Here is a 25,968-nt window from a genome sequence, read left to right as displayed (position 1 = left end):
AAGCCATCTTTTTATAGATGGCTTTTTTATTATTCTTTAAACTTCATGTTGATAGAAGTGTTTAATTTTCTTTTGTAATCTTCTTCCAACCACATAATATAGTTTTTGGTACTTTTTATCATGTAATGAGAATATTTTTTAATTCTATCTTTAATATCATCATCTAACAAAATAGCTAAATCTCTAGCATCAAAAACATCTTCGGCGTTCTCGTAACACATTTGTGCGTGTTGTTCTACAGACTTATCTAAAACTATTTTAGATTTAATTCCGCGTTTTATTGCCTTTTCATATTCTTCTTTTACTTTAAAAGTAATATCTGTAGAATTTTTAAATTTTTGCCTTACCTCTGTTGGCATTTCGTAAATAAACTGACGTTCTATTTCTTCGTCATTAATTAAATTATCTAAATAATAGTCTGGTGATTTAAAGATACGTTTCCAATTGATAGGTGCACTCCACAAACCAAATCTAGCTGCATTATTTCCTAAATCAATTACATTAAACGTTTTTTTATTTTTAAACACACGAGATCCACGACCAATCATTTGGTAATAAAGTGTGATAGATTTTGTAGCTCTATTTAAAATAATAGTATCCACACTAGGTTCATCAAATCCTGTTGTTAAAATACTTACCGATGTTAAAATAGCATCTGGTGTTGTTTTAAACCAACGTAATATTTCGCTTCTTTCTTGTTTAGAAAAAGTATTATCTAGATGACGAACATTTTCGTAACCTGCTGCCTTAAAAGTATCATAGACATGCCAAGAGGTGTTAATACCATTGTTAAAAATTAAGGTTTTCTTTCCTAAAGACTGCTCTACATAAGCATGTAAAAGCTTGTCTTGCATTAGGTTACTAGAATATAAATCATCAGAAGATTTTACGGTATAATCACCATTTATTCCCACTTTTAACCCACCAAGGGCAACATCAAAAGTATAGGTTGTTGCTTTGGCCAAAAAACCTCTATCTATTAAAGTTGTAATAGGTTCCCCTACCAACAACTCATCATAAATTTCGTTCATTGGTAACTTTATGTTAGAGCTTAATGGTGTTGCGGTTACTCCTAAAATAAAGCAATTCTGAAAATATTTAAATAATTTTCTAAAAGAGTTATAGTGAGCCTCATCAATAATAACCATGCTCACATCTTGCATGTCTAGTAAATCATCATTCAATCGATTTTTTAGTGTTTCTACCATAGCAACAAAACACATAAACTCATCCTGATCGTCTAAGGATTTTACATCACTTGTAATTACTTTGTTAGCAACTCCAAATTCAGCCAACATTTTAGAAGTCTGACTACTTAATTCTATTCTATGTGTTAGTATTAAAACCTTTTTTTTAGATTCTTCTATAAAACGTCTTGCAATTTCAGAAAAAATAACGGTTTTCCCTCCTCCAGTAGGTAGCTGAAATACCAAGTTATAGTTGTCAGGTTTTTTTTCAATTTTATCAAATACTTTATCAATATTTTCTTTTTGATAGTCGTATAATTGTTTTCCTTTTTTGACCTTTTTATTTTCTTCTACTTCCATATATTCTTTGTGAGTTTTGCAAAACTACGCAGTTTTTAAAGTTCTACGAAATTATTACTCCACTTTTAGCAATAAATATGGTATTAAAATGGATTTTATGAGTAATAACTTTTTTTGAAAGGCTTTCTTATCTCATAATTGCTAGGTGTTACATACTCTGTTAAAGGTTTTAAAACAAGGTGTAACAACGGATTGGTGTGTTTTATGTATAAATTCATTTCTTTAGGAATGGCTCCTAAAGAACTTTTCATAATTTCGGCTGTTCTACCCAATCTTAATTCGATTACTTTTTTATGAATAGCAAGTTTTACATAATCATACAAAATTCTTTGGTATATAGGCAATGTTTGATTTATTTGATAATTAATCCCTACAAAATTAGCATCTAAATAATGGTTGTTTAAACAGGCTGTGCTAAAAGCTATTAGTTGATGATCTTTAAAATAACCTGTAAAAATAAACTTCTCTTTTAAATTTATTTTTAGTTGATAAAAACTATCTACAGACAAACGTACCATATTAAAGCTGGCTGTTTCTAAAACCGAATTGTACAATTGATGAATGGTGTTTGCATGTGTTTTAATATCATTTGCTGTAAAATTTTGTACAACAATACCCTCTGTTTTTTTGAATACACTTTTAGCTCTGGTTCTGTACTTGGTCACCATAAAAGCTAAATAATTATCAAAAGAAGTCCATTCTTTATGAATTTCTAAAATCATGTTAACGTCTATTTGAAAACGAGCATTTTTTTGACACAGTTCTTTTTGAATTTTGATTTCTTGATCTAGCCAAAATTCTTTTACCATGATAAATTTAAGTTTTGATGTGTTTTTAACGGCACACAATTCAACTTTTAATTTATTAATTAGTAACGGAATTGTTTTTGGAGATAATTTAGAGGTAAAATAAAAACCATGTGTACCCGTAGCAAAAAAGTTACCGCAGAGTAATAAATTTCCGTTGACACTTTTTAAAATACGAGCTGTTATTTTAGAATGAATTTCATTGGGAAATTTTTTTTGATTAAAAAAATCGGTTCCTACGTGAATCCATTGAAAATACAAGACTCCAACAGGTTTGTTATTTTGATAAACAATAACATAGATAAAAATAATATCTGACAAAATACTATTTTCCAACGCGTTTAAATAAGCAGGTTGTAAATATATATTGGGAATACCAACTTGATTCCAATCATTCTCTAAGCTCTTTAAGTTAAAAGAGTATGTAAAACAAGTTGTAGAATTTATTATAACCTTTTTAGGTATGTGAGTCATAGGTGTAAATACAGTGTATAAAAAAACACCTTAGTAGTTGCTTACCAAGGTGTTTCCTTACAAAGAACAATAACAATTAATAATCCTTAAAAATTGCGTGCATCATTCTTTTCTTATCGTTTATACTTTCTTCCATAGAGATCATGGTTTCGGTTCTTCTAACCCCATCAATATCATCTATTTGAAAAATAATATCTTTTGCTTGGTTGGTATCCTTAGCTCTAATTTTACAGAAAATATTATATTTTCCTGCAGTAATATAGGCTACTGTTACATTTGGAATATCTTCTAAAGATTGTAATACACCTCTAATTTTTGAGCTGCTCTCTAAAAATAAACCTACGTGAGCAATAAAATTATATTGCATTTTTTCGTAGTCTAATGTTAATGTAGATCCTTTTATGATTCCCTCATCTTCCATTTTTTTTACACGTACGTGAATGGTTCCTGCAGACACTAATAATTTTTTAGCAATATCGGTAAAAGGTGTTCTTGCATTTTCGATCAACGTATCTAATATTTGATGATCTATTTCGTCTAAATGATGTTTTTTCATGGCTAATGAGTACTTTACTTTCTATAATTTTTACAAGTGACAAAAATACAATATTTTAAAATTCTATTGCATAATTACAAACTAAATATAGGGATTCTTAACGATAATATAAACTAAAATTCCTGATAGCCGTAAAATTTTTCCAAATCCCCTCTTTGATACTCTACTAATTTACTTACTAATTTATTGTTAACTACCTCATATTCATACTGAAAAGCAACAGAAGAGACCTTGTTGTTGTCTGTTTTTAAATTTCTAATAATAAGGTCATAATTTTGCTTTCCATTGTTCGGAATTTCAAAATAAGGTTCATAATTGGTATATGTATCGTTATAAACTAAGTATTCTAGACCACTAAGCAGTGCATAAAAGTTAAATTTACGTACAATATCCCTATCATAATCATTTTTATAATGACCTGCTTCTATTAAAATAGTGTTGTGTCCTAGCTTTTGAAAGTTATCTCCGGTAGCAGTAGGATAAAATTCATCAGTATACCTACCTACATGGTTAGGTATAATTTGTTGTAATACAGAATTCATAGCTACAATAGCTGCCATCGTTTCTTTTCTTCCTTTTGTTAAAGTTCTTTCTATATCTATAGAAGGAGCTAGAAAAGAAATTGTTGCTGGATTATTATAGCCCTCTACATTAAATATAGTTCTTTGATCATGTAGGTTAAAACAAAACTGAGGATTAAAACTATCTAGTATATGCCTTAACAAAATACTTTCTTTTGCTTTTAAATCTACAGCATCTCTATTTAAATCTACATTATTAGCATTTACTCTAGTAAAGTTGTTAGATCCATCTGGGTTTAACATAGGAATAAAAACCAATGTACATTTTTCTAATAAATCCTTTACAAAAGTATTTGTATGCTCTGAGTCATTTATATATTTAAACAAATCAAACAGTGCTTTGGTTCCCGTGCTTTCGTTCCCGTGCATTTGAGACCATAACAATATTCGCTTAGGTCCTGTACCTAGTTTAACTTGATAAATAGATTTTCCTTCTTCTGAATCCCCAATTTTTTCAAGCTTAAAAGGAGTATTTAATTTTTTAAGTATTGGCTCTATATCTTCTAATAAAATTCGTCTACCTACTAATTTATTCTCAAAATTAGCCGCATACCATTTTTCTAAAATATCTAATTCTGTTTTTTTCATGTTACAAAAGTAAACTAAGTTTTGTTTACAATTGTAATTTACAAAAGTAAACTGATGATTGTTGTGTGGTTTACATAATGACAAATATGTCTTTCACACCTTAAGCTGTTTTATCACAAAAACATACCAGTCTAAAAAACTACAGGTATTTTGTTTCAAGTATTTAAAAAAGAGATACTTAAACACCTTAAAGTAAAGTTGTTTAGATGCTTTAATAAAATGAGTCTGCTAAAAACATCATTGTGTTATATATTTTGATTACAAATGTAAATTGATTATTTTTACTGTATAAATCAACAAGTTTACAATGTTAAATCAAGAAGCGTTTATAGACAGATTACATAAAGTATTTAATCATTACGGATTAAGTGCCTCTACTTTTGCAGATGATATTAAAGTACAGAGATCTAGTATATCCCATTTACTATCTGGTAGAAATAAACCTAGCTTAGAGTTTGTGTTAAAAATTGTAGACACCTATAAAGAGGTGGATTTGGATTGGTTGTTGTATGGAAAAAATACATTTCCAAAAAGAAAAAACACAACAACAATAGACAAAGCTGTTAGCAACACCCTATTTAATCAAAAAGAAACTGAGGGAAATGAATTAACAAACACAGATGAAGATTTGATACAAGAACAAAAAAAAACAACCCCTTCTAAAATTGAAAGGATTGTTATTTTTTATAAAGACGGGACGTTTAAAGAGTACTCCGAAAATAATTAAGTTTTATATTTAATCTATAGCAAGTTTTCTAATTCCTTGCTCTAAAAGATCTACCAATTTGGTCTGATTAGAATTTTTAACCTCTCTTTGCTTTTCTATAACTCTTCTTAACACTCTAATGGCTTCGTAATTAAAATTGTACTTTTTATACCTAAGTCCTTTTTCAACAAAATCATCTACTAGTACTTCTATGGCTCTTTCGTTGCTGGTACTTGCTACCCAATCAAAAGCATCTTCAAAATCTTTTTTAAATTTTTCATCCTGTATTAAATACATTCCTGTTAGTAGATATTTAGCAACAAAGGTTACATGTTCCTCTTTTCTGTCTTCTAAATACATTTTAAGTAATGGAACATAAATAACATCTTTAATGTCGTTAGGTAATTTGTTAGCGTATTCTTTAGCTGTTTGCTTATCTACATAATACATGGCTAATAAACTATTTCCTTTTACTTTGGGAGATATACTTTCTATGCTTTCTTTAAAAATAGGCAAATACTCAACATTAATTAATTTTCCTAAAGTAGAAATTGCAGCTGCTGCAACATTAGGATTTTTATTTTTTGCTAATTTCTCTATTTTAGAAATGGTTTTCTTTTTTGTGTATTTAGCCGATAGATTAATGTTTTCTATTGCATATACTTGAATTACATCATAAGAATCTTCCATAGCTTCTTCAAATGTTTTAAAGACATCTTTTTCTTCTTGTTTGTCTTTTAATAACTCTAAAGCTTCTTTTCTATCTACAAAATGTTCTACGTTTTTATATTGGTAAATCAACTCATCTGTGGTTAATTCCGGTGTTTCAATTTCTGCTAATAACACATAGTCTGAATTTATTTTAATCAGTTTGATATCATCGCTATATGGAAAACCGAATGTTTTTTCTTTTTGATCTACAAACACTTTGTAATTTTGTTTCCCCTTTTTGGTATATACATCAATTGATAAAGGAAAATCAAATATTTTTTCTAACTGAGTAATTTTTACTTTTTGTTCTCCTGCTAATAAATCTTTTTCTAACGTTACTTTTAATTTTGGATGTCCGCTATTGTAGTACCATTGGCTAAAAAACCACATTAAATCTTCTCCTGTTACTTCTTCAAAAGCCAAACGCAATTGGTGTGCTTCTGCAGATTTAAATTTATTGATGGTTAAATAATGCTGTAAACCTGCAAAAAATTTCTGATCTCCTAAGTAGTTTCTTAACATATGCAAAATCATCCCTCCTTTGTTGTAGCTAATCACATCAAATACATCATCTTTTTTTGTGTAATTGTATCTTACCAAATGTTTTTCATAGTTTTCATTTAGTCTATCAGGGTTTTTATTTAAGTATGCATCTTTGGTTTTTAGCATATGCTCCTCTGCTCTATCTTTTCCGTACTTATGCTCTAACCACAAGTATTCTGAGTAATTTGCAAAAGATTCGTTAACTGTAATATTTGCCCAGCTTTCTGTAGTTACCAAGTCTCCAAACCAATGATGAAACAATTCGTGAGCAATTACGGTTTCCCAAGTATTTCTTTCAGACAATTCTCCTTTGCTTAACATAGCTTGCTCTGCATGTATTACAGCTCCAGTATTCTCCATAGCTCCACTTACATAATCGCGAACAATCATTTGACTATACTTATCCCAAACGTATTCTATTCCTGTTATTTTAGAAAAGAATTCAATCATTTCGGGAGTGTTTTTAAACAATTCAGCAGCAGTATCTTTATAAGAAGGCTCTACATAATAACTTACCTCTTTACCATTCCACTCTTCTTTAATCACTTCAAATTCTCCAACTCCTACAAAAAACAAATATGGAGCATGTGGTAATTTCTGTTTCCATACATCTGTTCTAGTACCGTTTGCATTTTCTTTCTGAGAAATTAACAAACCATTAGACAATGTTTTGTATTTGGCAGGAACTGTTAATGTAATTTGTTGGGTAGATTTTTGGTTGGGTTTGTCTATAGTAGGAAACCAAGCGCTATTTTGTTCAGGCTCTCCTTGTGACCAAATTTCTGTAGGTTTTGTTTTATCCAATCCGTTTGGATTTATAAAATACAATCCTTTATTGTCTGTAATGGCAACTCCTCCTTTATTCTGTATTTTATTAGGGTTTCCTTTGTACTTAATGTAAAGATTGATAGTGTCGTTCTTCGTATACACTTTGCTAAAATCAATATTTAAATGTTCTCCAGAATTGTAAAACTTTAAATCTTTATGATCAGATTTAACTTCGTAGATATTCATTTTTTTAGCATCTAATTGCAAACTATTAGCACTGTCAAAATGTGGTTTTAATTGGATCCATGCTTCCCCATCTACTGTTTGATCCTTAAAATTAAAACTTAAATCTAACTTTGTATCGATTAAATCAAACTCTTTGGTACTTGTTTTTCCATTATCATTGTATCTATAAATACGTTGAGCATTTGTATTTAAAACAATAACTAACAACAATGTAAATAATAAAATTCTCTTCATAAATTAATATTTAATTAATGATTTTGTATGTGTGTTAATTTTATTTAGGTGATCTATTCCTTTTAAAAATTCTAATTCTATAACAAAACTAAATCCCACAACTTTTGCTTTTTGTTGTATTAATTTAGCCGCAGCTATAGCGGTTCCTCCAGTTGCCAATAAATCATCGTGAATTAATACATTACTGTTAGGAGTAATTGCATCTTCATGCACCTCAATAGTTGCAGATCCATATTCTAAATCATAAGATTCTTTTATGGTTTTGGCAGGAAGTTTACCCTCTTTACGAATCATAATAAAGGGAACTTGTAGTTTTTGAGCTAACAAAATTCCAAATAAATATCCTCTTGATTCAATTCCAGCAACGGCATCAATCTCATCGTTTTTAAATTGATCTGCCATTGCAGCAACCAATTCATTCACCAATGTAGGGTTTAATAAAATTGGAGTAATATCTTTAAAAAGAATTCCTTCTTTTGGAAAATTAGGAACATCTCTAATTACTGATTTTATTTTTTCTTGTATAGATAAACTCATTTATTTCTTTCTGTATTTTTCTGTTAAAGTGTTTACGTGTTCTAAAATAGATATGTCTTGTTCTGAAATTTCTACATTAGACAATTCCATCATTTTTGTAGCTGTTCTTATGGCTTTTTTAAAAGTGTAAACGTCTATAATTTTATTTCCACTCCAACTAAAAGATGGAATAAATTTTTCGGGCAAATCAGATCCAAAAATATTGGCACTTACTCCAACAACTGTACCAGTATTAAACATGGTGTTTATACTTGTTTTAGAGTGATCTCCCATCATTAAACCACATAATAATTGGTTGGAATCTTCGTATATTTCATCTTCATAACTCCACAATCTTACTTTGCTGTAAGTGTTTTTTAAGTTAGAAACATTGGAGTCTGCTCCAAAATTACACCACTCTCCTATTATGGAATTTCCTAAATAACCTTCGTGACCTTTGTTAGAATTTGCAAAAAGGATGCTGTTTTTTATTTCTCCACCTACTTTACAATTTGGACCAACAGTAGTAGCTCCATATATTTTGGCTCCCATTTTAACCAAAGCTTTTTCTCCTAAAGCAAAAGGACCTCTTATTAAGGCACCATCTAAAACAACAGCATCTTTCGCTATATAAATTGGACCTGATGATGCGTTTAAAACACAAGGATTAATTACAGCTCCTTCTTCTATAAAAATATTTTCTTTATTAATAGCTTGCACAAATTCTGGAATATCAGCAGAAATTTCATCAGCTGTAAGCATTTCAAAATCTTGTCTTATTGCCAAATCATTTAACAAAAATAAATCCCATTTATGCTCTATTGCTTTTACTCCCTCAATTTCAATAACCTCATATGTTGAAAAATCAATCTCTTCTTGATCCCGAGTACTGTAAAAGGCAATCATTTCATCATTACAAAAAACAGCTTGATTTTGCTTTAAGCTTTTTACCGCTTTAAAAAACTCCATATTAGGAAGATATCCTGCATTTATAAAAATGTTTTCTTCCATTTCTAACATTGGATACTTGTTTTCTAAATAATCTTCGGTTAATGTAGTGGTTGTTAGTCGTAAAAATCGTTCCCATTTTTCACGAATAGTCAAAATTCCAATTCTAATATCTGCTACAGGTCTTGTAAAAGTAAAGGGCAACAACGCATCTCTAAAAGCACCATCAAAAAGTATGTAATTCATAGTTTTAAATAATAAACGGGGTTAATTTTCTGTTTAATTTTTCAATTTTTTTTAAGGCTAAAAGATATAAAAAAACCACCTAACAATAATTGTAGGTGGTCTTGTTTATTTTATGTTGTAAATATCTTATCTAGAGTAGTTTGGGGCTTCTTTAGTGATCGTAACATCATGCGGATGACTTTCAGCAATTCCCGAAGCTGTAATTCTAACAAACTCAGCATTCTTTTGATCTTCTATAGTACCTGCACCACAGTATCCCATACCTGCACGTAGCCCACCAATAAACTGGTGCATTGTTTCGTACAACTCTCCTTTGTAAGGCACACGACCTTCAATCCCTTCTGGAACTAATTTTTTACTGTTGTCTTCATCTCCTTGAAAATATCTATCCTTAGAACCTTTTTTCATCGCTTCTACAGACCCCATTCCTCGGTAAGATTTAAATCTTCTTCCGTTAAATAAAATAACTTCACCAGGAGCTTCTTTAGTTCCTGCTAATAATGAACCTAACATTACAGAATCTGCACCTGCAGCTATTGCTTTAGGAATATCTCCAGTATAACGAACACCACCATCTGCAATTACAGGAACACCCGTTCCTACTAAAGCTTCGGCTACTTGCATAACAGCAGATAATTGAGGGTAACCTACACCTGCAACTACACGTGTGGTACAAATAGAACCAGGTCCTATTCCTACTTTTACACCGTCTGCTCCAGCAGCTACTAAATCTAAAGCAGCTTTTGCTGTTACAATATTTCCTGCAACAACATCTAAGTTAGGATAAGCCTCTTTTACTTCTTTTAACTTATTCAAAATATTTACAGAATGACCATGAGCAGAATCTAAAACAACAGCATCTACACCCTCTTTTACCAAAGCCGACACACGTTGTAAACAATCATCTGTTACACCAATTGCAGCCGCAACTCTTAATCTACCGTATTCATCTTTATTTGCTTCTGGGTTTTCTCTTACTTTAACAATGTCTCTAAAAGTGATTAATCCTACTAATTTAAAGTTATCATCAACAATAGGTAGTTTTTCTACTTTATTGTCTTGCAAAATAACTTCTGCTTCTTTTAAAGAGGTACCCGCAGAAACCGTTACCAGTCCTTTAGCAGTCATTACTTCAGCAATTTTTCTTTTACTATTTTTTTCAAAACGTAAATCTCTATTGGTAACAATCCCTTTTAAAACACCTTCGGCATCTACCACAGGAATTCCACCAATTTTGTGCTCACTCATTAATAAGTTTGCATCCATTACTGTTTCTTGAGCAGTAATAGTTACAGGTTCTAAAATCATTCCAGCCTCAGAACGCTTTACTTTTTTAACTTGTTTAGCTTGTTCTTTAATAGACATGTTTTTGTGAATCACACCTATTCCACCTTCACGTGCAATGGCAATAGCCATTCTTCCTTCTGTTACGGTATCCATAGCAGCAGAAATAATAGGAGTATTCAAAGGAATATTCCTAGTGAATTTTGATTTTATTGAAACAGTGTTAGGTAAAACTTCTGAATAAGCTGGGACCAATAATACATCATCGTAAGTAAGTCCTTCAGAAATAACTTTATAAGTAGACATTTGCAATTAGTTATGATTTAATTGCATGCAAATATACAACATTTAAAACGATTCAAACTAAAGGAATTTAAAGAATTTTAATATGTTAAACCTTTGGGTATCAATATGTTTTTTAGTAACTTTAATAAGGACTCTAACACACATCAAATTATGAAAAATATAATTATACCTGTAGATTTTTCAAAATATTCCGAATTTGCACTAAAAACAGCATCTAAATTGGCAAAAAAACACAAAACTAAATTGATATTAGTTCACATGTTAGAAATGCCAACAGGATATTCTGATCACGATAGTAATTACGGAAAAACACTTGTTTTTTTAATTAAGTACGCCGAAAAAAAAATGGAAGCTTTTTTAAAAAAAGAATATTTAGAAGGTGTTACTATTAAAGTTATTATCAAACATTTTACCTTGTTTCAAGAAGTTGGTAACCTTGCTGCTGAGCAAGATGCTTCTTTAATTGTGATGGGGTCTCATGGAATTAGTGAACACAACGATACTTTTTTAGGTTCTAATACCGAAAAAGTGGTTAGAAGCTCTCCTATCCCTGTCTTAATTGTAAAAGAAGAAGTTGAGAGTGTTGATTTTGAAAAATCGGTCTTTGTAAGTGATTTTAAAATGGAATCTATAGAAGCCTATAAAAAAGCTCAAATGTTTTATAAAACTTTGGGTATAAAACCTACTTTATTGTTTATTAATAAACCTGACGGTGGATTTGTGTCTACAAATGAAATGAAAGCAAGGTTTGAAAACTTTTTAATGAAGGCTGATGGAAATTTAGATAATTTATCAAATTTTGATAATTATGATGATTACACAGTTGCTGCTGGTGTTAAATATTATGCAAATGAAAATAACATTTCTTTAATTTCTGTAGCAACACATGGTAAGTCTAGTTTGTCCAAATTTTTTAACAAAAGTATTTCTTTAGACATTGCTAACAAATCTACAAGACCTGTACTTACCGTTTTAATTTAAGGAATCCCTTATATACTTCTAAAAGTCTTATTTCTATGATTAGAAATAAGGCTTTTGTACTTTAATAGGTTGCCTATTCGTTATAATCTTACTATTTTTGCAAACTTGTTTAATAATTATCAAACTTTTTTAAAGTAATGAAAAAGATTATAGTACCTATTGATTTTACCGAATATTCTGAATATGCTTTACAAACTGCAGTTTCTGTAGCTGAAAGACACGATATTCATATTACTTTAATTACAATGATTAGAAACCCTGCTTCTTTTTCTGAAGAGACAATTACAGATTCTAAAGATAATTTTCTTTCTATACAACAAGCAGAATTAAAAATGAAAGAATTCGTAAATCAGGATTATTTAAAAAATGTATCTTTTGATTATGTTATCAAACATTATAGAATTTTTAGTGAATTGGGTGGCTTTGCAGAAGATTTAAAAGGAGATTTAATTATAATGGGGACTCTTAGCTCTAATAGTCTTAAAGATTTTTTCTTAGGTTCTAATACTGAAAAAGCAGTTAGAACAACCGAAATTCCTGTACTAGTTGTAAAAGAAACTGAAAAAGAAATTGATTTAAAAAAGACATTATTTGTAAGTAATTACAGATCTAAAGCTGTGGTAGCTTATAAAAAGGCAATGAAAATTTTTAATGCTCTAAACATAAAACCAACCTTATTGTTTGTAAATAAATTTGGAGATAAATTTTTAACTCCTGAAGCTATTAAAGAAAGAATTGAAGAGTTTTTATTAAAAGCAGACGGGAATTTAGACAATTTAAGTTCTTTTAAAAGTATTGATAGTAAATCTGTAGGAAGAGGAACTCATACTTTTGCAGCGGAACACCATATTGGTTTTATAGCCATGACGACTCAAGAAAAAACGAGTATTGGAAAGTTCTTAAAAAAGAGTAAGAAATTTAATTTATCCGATAAAAACAATTATCCTATTATGAGTGTGAAAATGGGCTAAATAATAATGCTAACCCTTTTTACGTTCCATTTTAGATACAATCAAAGCAACAGTTGCATCACCTGTTACATTAATAGTTGTTCTTAACATATCTAAAGGTCTATCTACCGCAAAAATTAAAGACAATCCTATAGGTAATAACTCTTTAGGAAAACCAATAGTATCTAACACAATTAATAGCATAACCATACCGGCACCAGGAACTGCCGCAGAACCAATAGAAGCTATTAAAGCAGTAACTATTATGGTTAGCTGATTGCTAACAGTAAGCCCTTCTGGCCACAAAACCTGCATAATAAAAACGGCTGCTACTGCCTGGTACAAACTGGTTCCATCCATATTTATAGTAGCCCCAACAGGTAATACAAAACTAGAGACTTCCTTTTCTACCCCCAAATGCTCTTCTACCCTTTCCATAGTAACAGGTAAAGTAGCTGCACTAGAACTTGTGGAAAAAGCTAATAATTGTGCAGGAGATATATTTTTTAAAAACCATAAAGGTGATTTTTTTACAACAATAGAAATACACAAAGCATAAAACACAATCATTAATAACAAACCTAAAACTACAATTCCGGCATATTTTAACAAAGCGATTAACACATCTACATCATCTGAGTTTACGACTACTGTAGCCAATAAAGATAGAACCGCATAAGGAGCAAAAAGCATAATAATGTCTATCATTTTTAAAATGACATCATTTAAAGAATCAAAAAAATCTTTTAAAGGCTTGGCTTTTTTTTCGTCTATAAGCAACATACAAATTCCTAAAAACAATGTAAAAAAGATAACTTTAAGCATACTTTTGTTATCAGACATTGCTTCTACAATGTTACTTGGAATAATATCTACTACAAATTGTAAAGGTCCTTGTAATCTCTGATTTTGTGCTTCGGACAATTTACTCTGCACACTGGCATTGTTTATATAATTGCTTTTTAAAGTTTCTACAGTTTCATTAGAAATACCATCTCCCGGTTTAAAAAAATTGGCCAAAGAAAGCCCTATGGTAATGGCTACAATTGTAGAAAAAATGTATAAAACAATGGTTTTTATCCCCATTGATTTGAACTTAGAAATATCTTTTAAATCAGAAATACCTTTAATTAAAGATCCCATTATTAAGGGGATGGCTATTAATTTTAACAGTTTTACAAAAATAGTTCCAAAGGGTTGAACCCAATCAAGTATAAATTGCTTCCCTCCGTTTAATTGAGAACAAATGAACCCCAAAACAATACCTAGTACAAGGCCTGCTATTATTTTCCAATGCAATGCAATTTTTTTCATTTGTGTCTATTTAGCTAACATCCACAACCATCGTTTCCACAATTTTTATTGTTTTTAGATTTGCGAATAAATTTAGTATACAAAAACCATAAAGCTCCTGCTACTACAATAATAGTTAATATGTTTTGAATCCACATCATTAGCTAAGTGTTTGATAAGCAATTAATGCTGTAATGTATGCCAAACCAGACATGACAAACATTTGAATTAAAGGCCATTTCCATCCGTTAGTTTCACGTTTTACAATAGCAATAGTACTCATACATTGCATTGCAAAAGCATAAAATAATAAAATAGAAACTCCTGTTGCAAAAGAATATACTGGTTTTTTAGTGTCGCTAAACACTTCATTTCTCATTCTTTCTTTTATGGTAGATTCTTGCTCGTTACCCACACTATATATAGTTGCCAAAGTTCCTATAAAAACCTCTCTAGCGGCAAAAGAAGTAATCACAGCTACTCCAATTTTCCAATCGTATCCTAAAGGTTTTATTACAGGTTCTATAAACTTTCCCATTACACCAATATAAGAGTGTTCTAATTTGTAAGATGCAATTTCTGTTTGTTGTTTTTCATCGCTATAATTAGGGTGATTGTTTTGTATATGTTCTGTAGCATTTTGCATTTCATTTCCAGGACCATAAGATGCCAGTACCCATAATAAAATAGAGATGGCTAAAATAATTTTACCCGCTTCAAATACAAATGCTTTGGTTTTTTCTATTACGTTATACGCTACGTTTTTAAACAAGGGTAATTTGTAGTTGGGCATTTCTACCACAAAATAAGATTTAGAAGCTATTTTTAATACTTTGTCTAAAATTGCTGCCGCTATAATTGCTGTAAAAAAACCTAATAAATACAATGCCATCAATACTAGACCTTGTACATTAAAACTTAAAAAAGTAGCTTCTGCAGGAATGATAAGGCTTATAATTATGGCATAAACAGGCAAACGAGCAGAACAAGTAGTAAATGGAGTAACTAAAATAGTAATTAAACGTTCTTTCCAACTTTCTATATTTCTGGCTGCCATAATAGCTGGAATAGCACAGGCTGTTCCAGAAATTAAAGGAACAATACTTTTTCCGCTTAGTCCAAAACGTTTCATAATTCTGTCCATTAAGAACACAACACGACTCATATAACCACTTTCTTCTAAAAAGGAAGTAAATAAGAATAAGAAAGCAATTTGTGGAATAAAAATAACAACTCCTCCTATTCCAGGAATAATTCCTTCGGCCAATAAATTGGTAAATATTCCTTGAGGCAAATGTGTTCTTGTTAATTCTGACAAAGTTGCAAAAGTACTGTCTATAAAATCCATTGGAATTTCGGACCAGCTAAATAAAGCTTGAAAAACCATAAATAAAATTCCAAAAAATATTAAATACCCATAGATTCTGTGTATTAGAATTCTATCTAAAAAAGTACGAATATCTTTTGCGTTTTGTGGATCTTGGGTATATGTTTTTTCCAATGTTTTTTTTAGAAACTGATACCTCCTAACCGTTTCTAAATGATGTTTTTTCTTTTCGTCTTTTGCAAACTTAGACAACACCGTTTCTTGTTCTATAAAACAAGGTTTTGTACTTACTGTTTTGTAGGATGCTATTAACTTTTTTAAATATGAAAGTCCTTTGTTCTGTTTAGAACTTACCAAAGCTATTTTAGTTTCTAATAAAGACTCTAGTTTAGGAATGTCAATATCAATTCCCTTTAACGTCATTTGATCAGCCATGTTTATGGCCAAAATGGTAGGCAAACCTAAATCTTTAATTTGTGTAAAAATAAATAGATTACGTTTTAAATTTTCTATATCTACCACCACTACAACTAAATCGGGATAGTTGTCATTGTTTTTATCAGAAAGTACTTTTACAGCAACATCTTCGTCCATAGAACTAGCGTTTAAACTGTAAGTTCCGGGCAAGTCAATTATTTCGGCACTAGTATTTTGGTCTATTTTAGATATACCTGTTTTTTTATCAACCGTAATCCCAGGGTAATTCCCTACTTTTTGATTTAAACCTGTTAATCTATTAAATAGTGATGTTTTTCCTGTATTTGGATTTCCTATTAAAGCTACTCTAATATCGCTCATAATTTTTCTACTAAAATTTTTGAAGCCACTTCTAATCGAATTGCTAAATAAGTTCCACTAATATTTAAATAAATAGGATCTTGCATAGGAGCTCTTTGTAAAACCTCTACATAATTTCCTTCTATGCATCCCATTTCTATAAGTTTTAAAGGAACATCAACCTCTGTAAATGATTTGATAATGGCTCTTTCCCCTCTTTGTAAGTCTGCAATTGTGTTCGCTTTTGTCATTCAATTCTATATTTATAAGGGTAAATCCCTTATCCGATTGTTTTAAAACAATCAATCATCTCTTTTAAAATAAGACTCTAAACATTCTTTTTTACGCTTACCACTTTTTTTAAAAGGAAAAGCCAAAGATATAAACTATTTAGATTTATTTAAAATAAAAGACTCCCTATTTTACTCACATTATTATTTATATATACAAAAAGCCTCCTAAGTAAATTAGAAGGCTTATCCAGAAAACAAAAACAATTTTATCTTATAATATACATGACCTTTTGTATAAAGATGTTGCAAATATATTTATTTTTATTGATTCTAAATAAAAATAAATACTATTTTTGTTAAAAAATAATTCATGAGAACTTTAGAAAATATTTATCAAAACACATTAGGAACTAGTTACAAACTATATCATCAACAAAATAAGCCATCTATTGCTTTAGAAATTAATCAAATATCATTTTTAATAAACAATCAAGAACTTAAAGCATTTGTAAACTCTACAGAATCAATTATAAATTATCACAGTCAATGTACTTGCCCACCAGATCTAGAAAACAAAATGGTTATTTACCAGGCAAAACAAACAGAAATTAGAATGATCTTAAGTTACAATCAATTAATACAATTAAAAGATCTATTAAAAGGGACTCATTTTAAATTATCTATGGATTCAATTTTACATAAATATAAAATTAACTAACATTTATTTTAAAACAATCTAAATAAATATATATTTGCAATATAATTACATTTAATAAATCTAAATAAAATGAATTTCAATTATTTAAAATTAATTACAAAATCTAGCTTATTGGTCGTATTGGCTTTTACAAGTTGTAATAATGATGATGACAATACCAACAATAGTTTAGAAACAAGTAAAACAGACTTTGTAAGTACTTATGCAAATATTGCAGCTACAAACTACAACGACTCTTATACTTCTGCTTTAGAAATGCAAGTTAAAATTGATGCTTTTTTAGAAACACCTACAGAAACTGCTTTAGAAGAAGCTAAAGAAGCTTGGTTGTACGCTCGTGATTTTTATGGTCAAACGGAAGCTTTTAGAGAAGCGAATGGACCCATTGACAATGAAGATTTATTAGCTTCGGAAGGACAAATTAATGCTTGGCCTTTAGATGAAGGTTATATTGATTATGTTTTTGACTCACAAAATCATAGTTATGTAAACAATGGATTAATTGGTGATGATTCTTTTGAAATTACTGAAGCTAATTTAATTAGTAATAACGAAACTCCTAATGATGATTCGATCTCTGTAGGATGGCATGCTATTGAATTTTTACTTTGGGGACAAGATTTAAATTATAATTCAGAAACTCATCAAGCAGATAATTATGCGGAATCTGGGAACAGACCTTTTACAGATTACACTACTGCTGATTTTGCTACAAGAAGAAGTACTTATTTAAAAGTTGTAACTAATTTATTAGTGAACGATTTAAAAGATTTAAGTGATACTTGGGCTACAGGAGGTTCTTACAGAGTTACTTTTAGTGCTTTAGATACAGATGTAGCTTTAACAAACATTTTAAACGGTGTTGGATTTATTTCTAATGGAGAAGTTGCTTTAGAAAGATTAGATCCTGCTATTGATGAAGGTCAAGAAAATGAACATTCTTGTTTTTCTGACAATACAAATCAAGATATGTGGGCAAATGCTACAGGTCTTAACAACGTAATTACAGGTTCTTATACAGCTAAAGACAAATCTTTGGTTTCTGGAACTTCATTAATTGATTTGGTAGCAGAGTATGATACCGAAATCTCAGTAAATTTACAAGCAAAAGCGGCTGATGTAATTACAAAACTAAATGCATTGTTAGCATTAAATAAAAACTTTGATGAAATTATTAGTGAAGAAACCCTAGGTTCTAACGGACCTGCAGGACAATTATCTTCTGCTTTAAAAACACAAGGAACAGCGGTTGCAGATGCTGCCACTGAATTAGGAATTAGTATCACGATCAACTAAAGATTTAGTAGTAATACCTATTTGAAATTAATATCAAACTGAAGCTATAAATAGCTTCAGTTTTTTCGGTTTAAACACTTAACAATGAATAAATTTTTAAAATTATTAATATCAATCCTTTTAATTGGATGTACTGCAGATACCGATTCTATTGCTAACAAAAATGAATACGTAGAAAAATATTATGAACAAGGGGAAGAAAATTTAGTCTCTGAATTATCTGTAGAAGCTTTTACAGCAGACAAAGCTTTTGGTAGAGCCATACCAGACTTAACTGAATTAGAACTTTCTTTTTTTGGAGTGGGAAACGCTATGTTTGATCAAAGTTGGGTCTCTGCTCCTGCCACCACTACCTCTAGAGATGGATTAGGGCCTTTATTTAACGCTAGAGCTTGTAGTGCCTGTCATTTAAGAGATGGTAGAGGAAAACCAATGTTAGAAAATGCTGCTAGTTCTAATGGTTTTTTAATTAGATTAAGTGCCGGAAATAGCTTAACAGAAGGTCCTATTGCTTTTCCAAACTATGGAGACCAATTGCAAGATAATTCTAATCTTAGTTTTGATAACGAAGGAACCATTAACGTAGCTTTTGAAACTAGTAAGGGAACTTATACAGATGGTAGTTCTTATGAATTAAGAAAACCAATATATACCATTACAAATTCAAACTATGGAGCCATTTCCGGAACAGAACAATCTCCAAGAGTGGGACAACAAGTAATCGGTTTGGGTTTTGTAGATGCTTTAAGCGAAGAAAGTATATTGGCAAATGCTGATGAAAACGATAGTGATGGTGATGGAATTTCTGGAAAAGCTAATTATGTTTGGAACGTAAAAGAACTAAAATTAACCATTGGTAAATTTGGATGGAAAGCCAATCAACCTACTTTAGCTCAACAAATAGCAGGTGCTTTTAATGGTGATATGGGGCTAACTTCTTCTATTTTTCCTAATGAAAATTGTCCACATGGAATGGATTGTTCTGAATTGTCTAACGGTAATAATGAAGGAGAAACAGTAGAAGTTCCAGATACTCAGTTTGATAGAATTTTAACTTATCAAGCAGCACTTTCCGTTCCTGTTAGAAGAAACTTTAAAGATGAAAATGTATTAAGAGGAAAGCAATTGTTTACAGATTTATCTTGTATAAAATGCCACGTAAACAATTTTACGACTAGTAAATCCCCTACACTATCTCAGTTAAACGGAATACAAATTAAACCTTATTCAGATTTTTTATTGCATGATATGGGAGATGATTTAGCAGATAATAGAGGTGATTTTTTAGCCAACGGAAATGAATGGAGAACACAACCTTTATGGGGATTAGGGTTGATTGAATTGGTGAACAATCACACTTTTTTATTGCATGATGGTAGAGCCAGAAATATAGAAGAAGCTATTTTATGGCACGGTGGTGAAGCTGAACAGTCCAAACAAAAATTTATAAATCTAGAAAGCTCTAAAAGAGAGCAATTATTAGCTTTTTTAAACTCTTTATAAAATGAAAAAAATATTTTTAAGCATTGTAACAATATTATTAACTGTTATTGCTTGTAAAAATGATGACACACAATCTTTAGATGCTTTTTATGAAAATTATTATGAGGTAAATATACTTCCTACATTAACCAATTTTAAATCAGAAATTGAAACACAGATAACCTATACACAAGAATTTAAAGAAGCTAAAAACTTAACCAATTTAGAAAAACTTCAAAATCAGTGGAAAACTACTGTTAATGCATATGCATTAACAAGAGTTTACAATTTTGGTAAGGTAAAAAATTTATTTTATGACGTAAACATTTACAACTTTCCTGTCAACACAACAACTATAGAAAATGTGATTGCTAAAAAAGAGGTAGCAGACATAGAAAGTTTTGCTACAAAAAGTAGTACAATAAAAGGACTAGGAACTTTAGAATATTTATTATTTAACAATCAAGATACCAACAAAGCACTTACTCTTTTGGAGAATGATGATTTTAGAGTTGATTATTTACTTAGCGTTAGTCAAGAAACCCTAAATCAAATAAACTCTTTAATTAATTTTTGGGAAGATGGATACAAAACAGAATTTTCAACTTCTAACGGAAAATCTTGTACAGACAATGCACGTTGCTTAGCATTTAATCAAATTATTAATGTATTAGATGTAAACAAAGTAACCAAAATAGGGAAACCTGCTGGCTTAGAAAAATCAGACAATATTGATCCTACTTTATTAGAAGCTTATAGAAGTCAATTTTCTTTAGAGTTGATAAAAGCTAGTTTACAAGAAGTAGAACGAGTATATAGTAGTAGTGATGTTAATTTTAAAAGTATTGTAGATGATATTGATACAACTAAAGAATTATCCAAACAAATAGCACTTAATTTTGCAGATGTTTACAGCAATATAGATGCAATTTCTACTAGTTTGTATACAGCTGTTACAGAAAATAATACGAAGGTAGAAACGTTGTATAATTCTTTTACAAAATTAAACAATCATTTCTCCGTAGATGGAGCAAGTTTATTATCCGTAACAGTATTACCTACAGATAATGATGGAGACTAAAGAATGAATTTTCTTACTAAAATTTGTTACAAAAATAGCCCTACAATAATACGTACTGTAGGGCTATTTTTTATTGTAATAAAACTATTATTGATTCATTTCCATTTTAGAACTGTATTGGCAACACCCCGGTAAATTGGTGTAATTTTCTTGGTTTCTTTTTTTCTTATCAGTATCATAACCTGAATCTGCAATTGCGTTATGAACTGCCATAACGTTCGTTTTAGAAGCATCAAAAGAAATAGCTATTTTTTTCTTCTTCACATCCCAATTAGCACTAGTAACCCCTTCTACACTATTTGCAGCTTTTTCAATAGTCATTTTGCACATAGCACAATTCCCTCTTACACCAAAAGAAATATCAGTTGTTGCCAAGGTATTTGTAGTCTCTGTTTGAGCATTATCTTTTTTAGCTTCGTTTTTACAACTTACCAAACCTACAACGGCTAACAATGCAACACTTAAAAATATTTTTTTCATCTTATTATATATTTAATTTTTATTCTATTATTTGTTTTACTTCTCCACAGGTTAACATTTTCTTACCAAAATAAGGATTTAGAACCTCTTTATTATTGCTCAGCCAAAATGCTCCTTTATTACTATTAGACATTGGACAGTATTGTTTGTATACTTTTTCTTGAACTCCAAATTTTTCTACCGCATTAATAAACGCTTTAGATAACTGCTTAAAGTAGTTTCTCTGCTTGTTTATTTCTTTGGATTTCAATATTAAATCCAACGTAATTTCTATTTCCTTTTTAATAAAGTTCCATTGTTTCTGAGTTTCATTATTTGTCAATAACTCTGTATTTATCTTACTTAAATTTTCTAATAATATTTTAGATGTTTTTAAAACTGTTTTAGGATCGTCTTTAACCAAAGCATTTTTTATAGTTAAATAATCTTTATAAATTGTGTTTAATTGATGCTTAAATTCTAAAGAAACTTCAATTCTTTTAGAATTATATATATCTGTATTTTTTGTTTTCTCTTTAGGATTCATCATAGATTTTTTGCCTTGTAATTGTGCAGCAGCATCTACAGTAAATGTTCCGTTAGTTACAATTTCATCTCCTACAGACACTCCTTTTAAAATTTGATAAAAAGCTCCCATTTTATTCCCTAATACAACTTCTTTCATTTCAAACAAAGGTTCGTTTTTATCCATCTTTTTATAAATAATAGATCGCTTACCTGTCCAAAGTACTGCAGATGCAGGAATATTTATTTCTTGTGCTTGCTTGGTTTGATGAATTTTTAAAGTTCCCTCTACAAACATTCCTGGTTTAAAAGTTTCTCTTTTATTAGATAAAACAACTCTTAAACTTACGGTTCTTGTTTGTGAATTTAATATAGGATCTATAAAATCTACAATTCCTGCAAACTCTCTATTAGGATAAGTAGTAGATGTTATTTTTATTTTTTGTCCTTTTTTAAAGGTACTGATTTGATTTTCATAGACATCAAAATTTGCCCAAACAGTTGTTAAATTAGCCACCTTAAAAATAGGCATTCCATCCATAATATGAGCTCCACTACTTACTGCTATTTCTGAAACGACACCACTAACATGTGAATAAATAGTGAAATTGGTTTTTACTTTTCCTGTCTTTAAAACTTCGTCTAATTCGGTTCCGTGAATTTTTAAATTTTTAAATTTTGTATGTACAGCTTTATACAATTCAGGTTGTGTTTCTTTTAAAGAATAGGCAGTAATTAATTCTTGCTGTGCGGCAACTAATTCTGGAGAATATACCATTGCAATTTTTTGACCTTTTGTAACCTTTTCACCTAAAGAGGTTATATACAACTCTTCTATTCTACCGTTAAAATGAGCTGGCTGTATTGCTGTTTTATCAGCATTAATATTAATTTTTCCAGATAAATTTATCTCACTTACCTCGGCTGTATTGTTTGTTACAAGAGTTGTTTCAATATTTGCCAAAGCCATTGCATTTTCTGTCAATTTAAATTGATTGGTTAGTAAACCTTGAGTATTTCTGTCTACTGGAGTTAAATCCATTCCACAAATTGGACAATTGCCAGGTTCACTTTGCATAATTTGAGGATGCATAGCACAGGTCCATAATTGCTTTGCAACTGTTTCTTTAGAATGCTTATGAGTCAATTCTTTTGAGGTTAAATCTCCAAAAATCCACCCCAAAAAAAACATTCCTACAACTAGTAAAATGATATAAATTATATATTTTTTCATTTTGTTAAATCTTACTATTTTTTAATCTTAAGGCATTTGCTATTACAGAAACCGAACTAAAACTCATAGCCAATGCAGCAATCATAGGAGATAATAAAATTCCGAAAAATGGAAATAATATCCCTGCTGCAATAGGTACTCCTAATGAATTGTATCCCAAAGCAAAAAATAAATTTTGTTTGATATTTTTCATAACCACATTGCTTAAATTCATAGCCTTTACAATTCCTTCTAAATTTCCGTTTACCAAAGTAATCATAGCACTTTCTATAGCCACATCTGTTCCTGTTCCCATAGCTATACCTACATCACTTTTTGCCAATGCAGGAGCATCGTTAATTCCGTCACCTGCCATTGCAACTACTTTTCCTTTTTTCTGTAATATTTCTATATAATTTAATTTATCCTTAGGTAACATACCTGCTTTAAACTCTGTTAAATTTAATTCTTTAGCCACAGCTTTGGCAGTATTGTAATTATCCCCCGTTAACATTATTACATCAATTCCCTTAGTTATAAGTTCTTGAATAACTTTTGCGCTACTTTCTTTGATTTTATCAGCAATAACGACAGCTCCTATCAATTTATGATGAACGGCCAGATAAGAAACTGTTTTACCTTGTTCTTGATAAAAAGCAACTGTGTTTTCTATTTCTTTAGATAGTTTTACATTTTCGGTTTCCATCATTTTAAGATTACCCAAAACTACTTTTTCTTCCTGTATAATAGCCTCTACTCCTTTACCTGTAATAGCACTAAAATGACGGCTTTTTAAAATATTAATATCTTTAGAATTTCCGTAAAGTACGGTTGCTTCTGCCAAAGGATGTTCACTATTTATATTTAAAGAAACAATGTATTGTAAAACCTCTTCTTCATTAAATTCCTGATCAAAAGAAATTACTTTTTCTACAGTTGGTTTTCCTTCTGTTAAAGTCCCTGTTTTATCTACAATTAAAGTATTTACAGTATTTAATTTTTCTAAAGAGGCTGCATTTTTAATTAACACTCCATTTTTAGCTCCTTTTCCTACACCAACCATTATAGACATAGGTGTAGCCAATCCTAAAGCACAAGGACAAGCTATAATTAATACGGCAATGGCATTTACAAAAGCATATACATAAACAGGTTCTGGTCCAAAAAGCACCCATATACAAAAAGTAAACAGCGCTACAAAAACAACTATAGGCACAAAATATTTAGATACTTTGTCTGCTAATTTTTGAATGGGAGCTCTACTTTTACTTGCACTGTTAACCATGTGAATAATCTGAGAGAGTAAAGTATCTTTTCCTACTCTTTCCGCTTTCATCAAAAAAGTTTGATTTCCATTAATAGTTCCGCTATTTACTTTGTCTTTAATTATTTTTGTTACAGGTATTGGTTCTCCTGTAATCATAGATTCATCTATCGTAGTTTCTCCTTCTGTAATGGTTCCATCAACAGGTATTTTAGTTCCTGGTTTTACTTTTAAGATATCATCAACTTTAATTGCATTAATAGAAACTTCTTCTTCATGACCATTAACCATTTTAATAGCTTTGTTTGGAGCTAATTTTAACAGTTCTTTAGTTGCTGAATTTGTTTTACTATGAGCTCTAGCTTCTAAAACCTGCCCCATTAGTACTAATGTTAAAATGACTGTTGTTGCTTCAAAATACACGTGTACAGTTCCTGTTTCCGCTTTAAATTGGGAAGGAAATACATTTGGAAACACAAGCCCAAAAACACTAAACAGCCATGCTACTCCTGCACCAATTCCTATAAGAGTAAACATATTTAAATTCCACGTTTTGATACTTTTATACGCACGTTCAAAAAAGATCCAAGTAGCATAAAAAACTACGGGGACAGAAAGTGTAAACTGAATCCAATTCCAATAATTTTGAGTGAATACTTTGTATAATGGATTGTTCGGAATCATATCGCTCATTGCAATAAAAAAAACAGGTAGTGTAAAACCTACAGCTATCCAAAACTTATTTAAAAGTGTTTTATAGTTTTTTTCTTCTGTAGTAGTATCTGGTTTTTTAGGCACTAAATCCATTCCACAAATAGGGCAATCTCCTGGTTCATTCTTAACCACTTCTGGATGCATAGGACAAGTATATTCTTCTGAATGTAAAATCTCCAAATTTTGTTCTTCAACCAAATCCATTCCACAAACAGGACAGTCTCCAAATTTGTTATATGTTTTTTCTCCTTCACAGTGCATAGGACAGTAAAAAACACCTGTTCCTTTGCCACTAGCACTCGTTTTTATTTCCTTAGGTTGATGAGTTTTTGTAGGATGAATACCATAACGTTCTCCTTCATTTTTTAAAGCTTTTTGAAAAGTTTCTAGCGCAATATGCTTTTCCATTTCTATAAGTGCCTCTGCTTTATTTAAATCTACATGAACACTAGAAACTCCATCTACTTTAGCTAGAGTTTTTTCTATATGACTACGACAACCATTACAAGACATTCCGTGAATATGATATGTATGTTTCATTTTTTTAATTTTAAGAGTGTTAAAATTACCTTTCTTGCTTTGTTTTAACTTGTAT

At 30.2% G+C, this 25,968-nt stretch carries 22 protein-coding genes; 7 read left to right on the top strand and 15 right to left on the bottom strand.

Annotation, left to right across the window (positions count from 1 at the left end; translation table 11 throughout):
- Nucleotides 1-29 precede the first annotated feature (29 nt).
- From FHR24_RS14260 to FHR24_RS14245, 4 genes are all read right to left on the bottom strand, one after another.
- Entirely contained in the window at nt 30-1,547 is a 1,518-nt protein-coding gene (locus FHR24_RS14260; RefSeq protein ID WP_167190419.1) for a DEAD/DEAH box helicase, read from the bottom strand.
- 95 nt (nt 1,548-1,642) lie between these two features.
- Nucleotides 1,643-2,827: a peptidogalycan biosysnthesis protein gene (locus FHR24_RS14255; RefSeq protein WP_167190416.1), complete on the bottom strand. Its 1,185-nt coding sequence runs from the start codon at nt 2,825-2,827 to the stop codon at nt 1,643-1,645.
- Between the two features lie 76 nt (nt 2,828-2,903).
- Nucleotides 2,904-3,383: an Lrp/AsnC family transcriptional regulator gene (locus FHR24_RS14250; RefSeq protein ID WP_167190413.1), complete on the bottom strand. Its 480-nt coding sequence runs from the start codon at nt 3,381-3,383 to the stop codon at nt 2,904-2,906.
- Between the two features lie 113 nt (nt 3,384-3,496).
- Nucleotides 3,497-4,552: a M14 family zinc carboxypeptidase gene (locus FHR24_RS14245; RefSeq protein WP_167190411.1), complete on the bottom strand. Its 1,056-nt coding sequence runs from the start codon at nt 4,550-4,552 to the stop codon at nt 3,497-3,499.
- A gap of 307 nt (nt 4,553-4,859) precedes the next feature.
- On the opposite strand from FHR24_RS14245, the gene FHR24_RS14240 reads away from it, so the two are divergent.
- Nucleotides 4,860-5,279 carry a helix-turn-helix domain-containing protein gene (locus FHR24_RS14240; RefSeq protein WP_167190408.1) on the top strand — a complete coding sequence of 140 codons (420 nt, stop codon included), beginning with the start codon at nt 4,860-4,862 and terminating at the stop codon, nt 5,277-5,279.
- Nucleotides 5,280-5,288: 9 nt separating this feature from the next.
- Here FHR24_RS14240 and FHR24_RS14235 read toward each other — a convergent pair whose 3' ends face one another.
- The 4 genes from FHR24_RS14235 to guaB all read right to left on the bottom strand — a co-directional run bounded on the left by FHR24_RS14235 (nt 5,289) and on the right by guaB (nt 11,060).
- On the bottom strand, nt 5,289-7,760 hold the full coding sequence (locus FHR24_RS14235; RefSeq protein WP_167190405.1) for a M1 family metallopeptidase: 2,472 nt from the start codon (nt 7,758-7,760) through the stop codon (nt 5,289-5,291).
- Between the two features lie 3 nt (nt 7,761-7,763).
- Nucleotides 7,764-8,297, bottom strand: coding sequence for an adenine phosphoribosyltransferase (locus tag FHR24_RS14230; RefSeq protein WP_167190402.1), 534 nt, complete (start codon nt 8,295-8,297; stop codon nt 7,764-7,766).
- A complete protein-coding gene (locus tag FHR24_RS14225; RefSeq protein WP_167190399.1) occupies nt 8,298-9,470 on the bottom strand; it encodes a GlmU family protein in 1,173 nt (390 codons plus the stop codon).
- A gap of 126 nt (nt 9,471-9,596) precedes the next feature.
- Entirely contained in the window at nt 9,597-11,060 is a 1,464-nt protein-coding gene (gene guaB, locus FHR24_RS14220) for an IMP dehydrogenase (RefSeq protein ID WP_167190396.1), read from the bottom strand.
- 150 nt (nt 11,061-11,210) lie between these two features.
- Here guaB and FHR24_RS14215 point away from each other — a divergent pair, with 150 nt between their 5' ends.
- The gene (locus FHR24_RS14215) at nt 11,211-12,041 is read left to right on the top strand and encodes a universal stress protein (protein ID WP_167190393.1); all 831 of its coding nucleotides are present in this window, start codon (nt 11,211-11,213) and stop codon (nt 12,039-12,041) included.
- 137 nt (nt 12,042-12,178) lie between these two features.
- Entirely contained in the window at nt 12,179-13,012 is an 834-nt protein-coding gene (locus tag FHR24_RS14210; protein WP_167190390.1) for a universal stress protein, read from the top strand.
- A 9-nt stretch (nt 13,013-13,021) separates the two neighbouring features.
- Here FHR24_RS14210 and FHR24_RS14205 read toward each other — a convergent pair whose 3' ends face one another.
- From FHR24_RS14205 to FHR24_RS14190, 4 genes are read right to left on the bottom strand one after another with little or no spacing between them, the layout of a single operon-like run.
- Nucleotides 13,022-14,305, bottom strand: a complete 1,284-nt coding sequence (locus FHR24_RS14205; protein ID WP_167190386.1) for a dicarboxylate/amino acid:cation symporter — start codon at nt 14,303-14,305, stop codon at nt 13,022-13,024.
- Between the two features lie 14 nt (nt 14,306-14,319).
- Nucleotides 14,320-14,445 (bottom strand): FeoB-associated Cys-rich membrane protein, encoded by a 126-nt coding sequence (locus FHR24_RS14200; RefSeq protein WP_167190383.1) that lies wholly within the window; start codon nt 14,443-14,445, stop codon nt 14,320-14,322.
- Nucleotides 14,445-16,409 (bottom strand): ferrous iron transport protein B, encoded by a 1,965-nt coding sequence (gene feoB, locus FHR24_RS14195; RefSeq protein ID WP_167190380.1) that lies wholly within the window; start codon nt 16,407-16,409, stop codon nt 14,445-14,447. Before feoB ends, FHR24_RS14200 begins: the two co-directional genes overlap by 1 nt.
- The gene (locus tag FHR24_RS14190; protein WP_167190377.1) at nt 16,406-16,639 is read right to left on the bottom strand and encodes a FeoA family protein; all 234 of its coding nucleotides are present in this window, start codon (nt 16,637-16,639) and stop codon (nt 16,406-16,408) included. Before FHR24_RS14190 ends, feoB begins: the two co-directional genes overlap by 4 nt.
- Nucleotides 16,640-16,991: 352 nt before the next feature.
- On the opposite strand from FHR24_RS14190, the gene FHR24_RS14185 reads away from it, so the two are divergent.
- From FHR24_RS14185 to FHR24_RS14170, 4 genes are all read left to right on the top strand, one after another.
- A complete protein-coding gene (locus FHR24_RS14185; protein ID WP_167190374.1) occupies nt 16,992-17,339 on the top strand; it encodes a hypothetical protein in 348 nt (115 codons plus the stop codon).
- Between the two features lie 69 nt (nt 17,340-17,408).
- Complete coding sequence (locus tag FHR24_RS14180; RefSeq protein WP_167190371.1) at nt 17,409-18,635, top strand: imelysin family protein; 1,227 nt, start codon at nt 17,409-17,411, stop codon at nt 18,633-18,635.
- 84 nt (nt 18,636-18,719) lie between these two features.
- Nucleotides 18,720-20,138, top strand: a complete 1,419-nt coding sequence (locus FHR24_RS14175) for a di-heme oxidoreductase family protein (RefSeq protein ID WP_167190367.1) — start codon at nt 18,720-18,722, stop codon at nt 20,136-20,138.
- A 1-nt stretch (nt 20,139) separates the two neighbouring features.
- The gene (locus FHR24_RS14170) at nt 20,140-21,198 is read left to right on the top strand and encodes an imelysin family protein (protein ID WP_167190363.1); all 1,059 of its coding nucleotides are present in this window, start codon (nt 20,140-20,142) and stop codon (nt 21,196-21,198) included.
- Nucleotides 21,199-21,285: 87 nt separating this feature from the next.
- Here FHR24_RS14170 and FHR24_RS14165 read toward each other — a convergent pair whose 3' ends face one another.
- Genes FHR24_RS14165 through FHR24_RS14155 form a run of 3 tightly spaced genes read right to left on the bottom strand, consistent with a single transcriptional unit; the run spans nt 21,286 to nt 25,913 of the window.
- Nucleotides 21,286-21,678, bottom strand: coding sequence for a heavy-metal-associated domain-containing protein (locus FHR24_RS14165; protein ID WP_167190360.1), 393 nt, complete (start codon nt 21,676-21,678; stop codon nt 21,286-21,288).
- A gap of 19 nt (nt 21,679-21,697) precedes the next feature.
- The gene (locus tag FHR24_RS14160; protein WP_167190357.1) at nt 21,698-23,416 is read right to left on the bottom strand and encodes an efflux RND transporter periplasmic adaptor subunit; all 1,719 of its coding nucleotides are present in this window, start codon (nt 23,414-23,416) and stop codon (nt 21,698-21,700) included.
- 4 nt (nt 23,417-23,420) lie between these two features.
- Nucleotides 23,421-25,913 carry a heavy metal translocating P-type ATPase gene (locus tag FHR24_RS14155; RefSeq protein ID WP_167190355.1) on the bottom strand — a complete coding sequence of 831 codons (2,493 nt, stop codon included), beginning with the start codon at nt 25,911-25,913 and terminating at the stop codon, nt 23,421-23,423.
- Between the last annotated feature and the right edge of the window lie 55 nt (nt 25,914-25,968).

It is taken from the genome of Wenyingzhuangia heitensis (genome assembly GCF_011762155.1).
Taxonomy (GTDB): Bacteria; Bacteroidota; Bacteroidia; order Flavobacteriales; family Flavobacteriaceae; genus Wenyingzhuangia; species Wenyingzhuangia heitensis.
Note: the sequence above shows the minus strand (reverse complement) of the source record. Positions and strands in the feature narration are given on the sequence as shown.

Coding starts and splice junctions, on each gene's coding strand:
- FHR24_RS14260 (WP_167190419.1), bottom strand. CDS start 1,547: ATGGAAGTAGAAGAAAATAAAAAGGTCAAAAAAGGAAAACAATTATAC.
- FHR24_RS14255 (WP_167190416.1), bottom strand. CDS start 2,827: ATGACTCACATACCTAAAAAGGTTATAATAAATTCTACAACTTGTTTT.
- FHR24_RS14250 (WP_167190413.1), bottom strand. CDS start 3,383: ATGAAAAAACATCATTTAGACGAAATAGATCATCAAATATTAGATACG.
- FHR24_RS14245 (WP_167190411.1), bottom strand. CDS start 4,552: ATGAAAAAAACAGAATTAGATATTTTAGAAAAATGGTATGCGGCTAAT.
- FHR24_RS14240 (WP_167190408.1), top strand. CDS start 4,860: ATGTTAAATCAAGAAGCGTTTATAGACAGATTACATAAAGTATTTAAT.
- FHR24_RS14235 (WP_167190405.1), bottom strand. CDS start 7,760: ATGAAGAGAATTTTATTATTTACATTGTTGTTAGTTATTGTTTTAAAT.
- FHR24_RS14230 (WP_167190402.1), bottom strand. CDS start 8,297: ATGAGTTTATCTATACAAGAAAAAATAAAATCAGTAATTAGAGATGTT.
- FHR24_RS14225 (WP_167190399.1), bottom strand. CDS start 9,470: ATGAATTACATACTTTTTGATGGTGCTTTTAGAGATGCGTTGTTGCCC.
- guaB (WP_167190396.1), bottom strand. CDS start 11,060: ATGTCTACTTATAAAGTTATTTCTGAAGGACTTACTTACGATGATGTA.
- FHR24_RS14215 (WP_167190393.1), top strand. CDS start 11,211: ATGAAAAATATAATTATACCTGTAGATTTTTCAAAATATTCCGAATTT.
- FHR24_RS14210 (WP_167190390.1), top strand. CDS start 12,179: ATGAAAAAGATTATAGTACCTATTGATTTTACCGAATATTCTGAATAT.
- FHR24_RS14205 (WP_167190386.1), bottom strand. CDS start 14,305: ATGAAAAAAATTGCATTGCATTGGAAAATAATAGCAGGCCTTGTACTA.
- FHR24_RS14200 (WP_167190383.1), bottom strand. CDS start 14,445: ATGATGTGGATTCAAAACATATTAACTATTATTGTAGTAGCAGGAGCT.
- feoB (WP_167190380.1), bottom strand. CDS start 16,409: ATGAGCGATATTAGAGTAGCTTTAATAGGAAATCCAAATACAGGAAAA.
- FHR24_RS14190 (WP_167190377.1), bottom strand. CDS start 16,639: ATGACAAAAGCGAACACAATTGCAGACTTACAAAGAGGGGAAAGAGCC.
- FHR24_RS14185 (WP_167190374.1), top strand. CDS start 16,992: ATGAGAACTTTAGAAAATATTTATCAAAACACATTAGGAACTAGTTAC.
- FHR24_RS14180 (WP_167190371.1), top strand. CDS start 17,409: ATGAATTTCAATTATTTAAAATTAATTACAAAATCTAGCTTATTGGTC.
- FHR24_RS14175 (WP_167190367.1), top strand. CDS start 18,720: ATGAATAAATTTTTAAAATTATTAATATCAATCCTTTTAATTGGATGT.
- FHR24_RS14170 (WP_167190363.1), top strand. CDS start 20,140: ATGAAAAAAATATTTTTAAGCATTGTAACAATATTATTAACTGTTATT.
- FHR24_RS14165 (WP_167190360.1), bottom strand. CDS start 21,678: ATGAAAAAAATATTTTTAAGTGTTGCATTGTTAGCCGTTGTAGGTTTG.
- FHR24_RS14160 (WP_167190357.1), bottom strand. CDS start 23,416: ATGAAAAAATATATAATTTATATCATTTTACTAGTTGTAGGAATGTTT.
- FHR24_RS14155 (WP_167190355.1), bottom strand. CDS start 25,913: ATGAAACATACATATCATATTCACGGAATGTCTTGTAATGGTTGTCGT.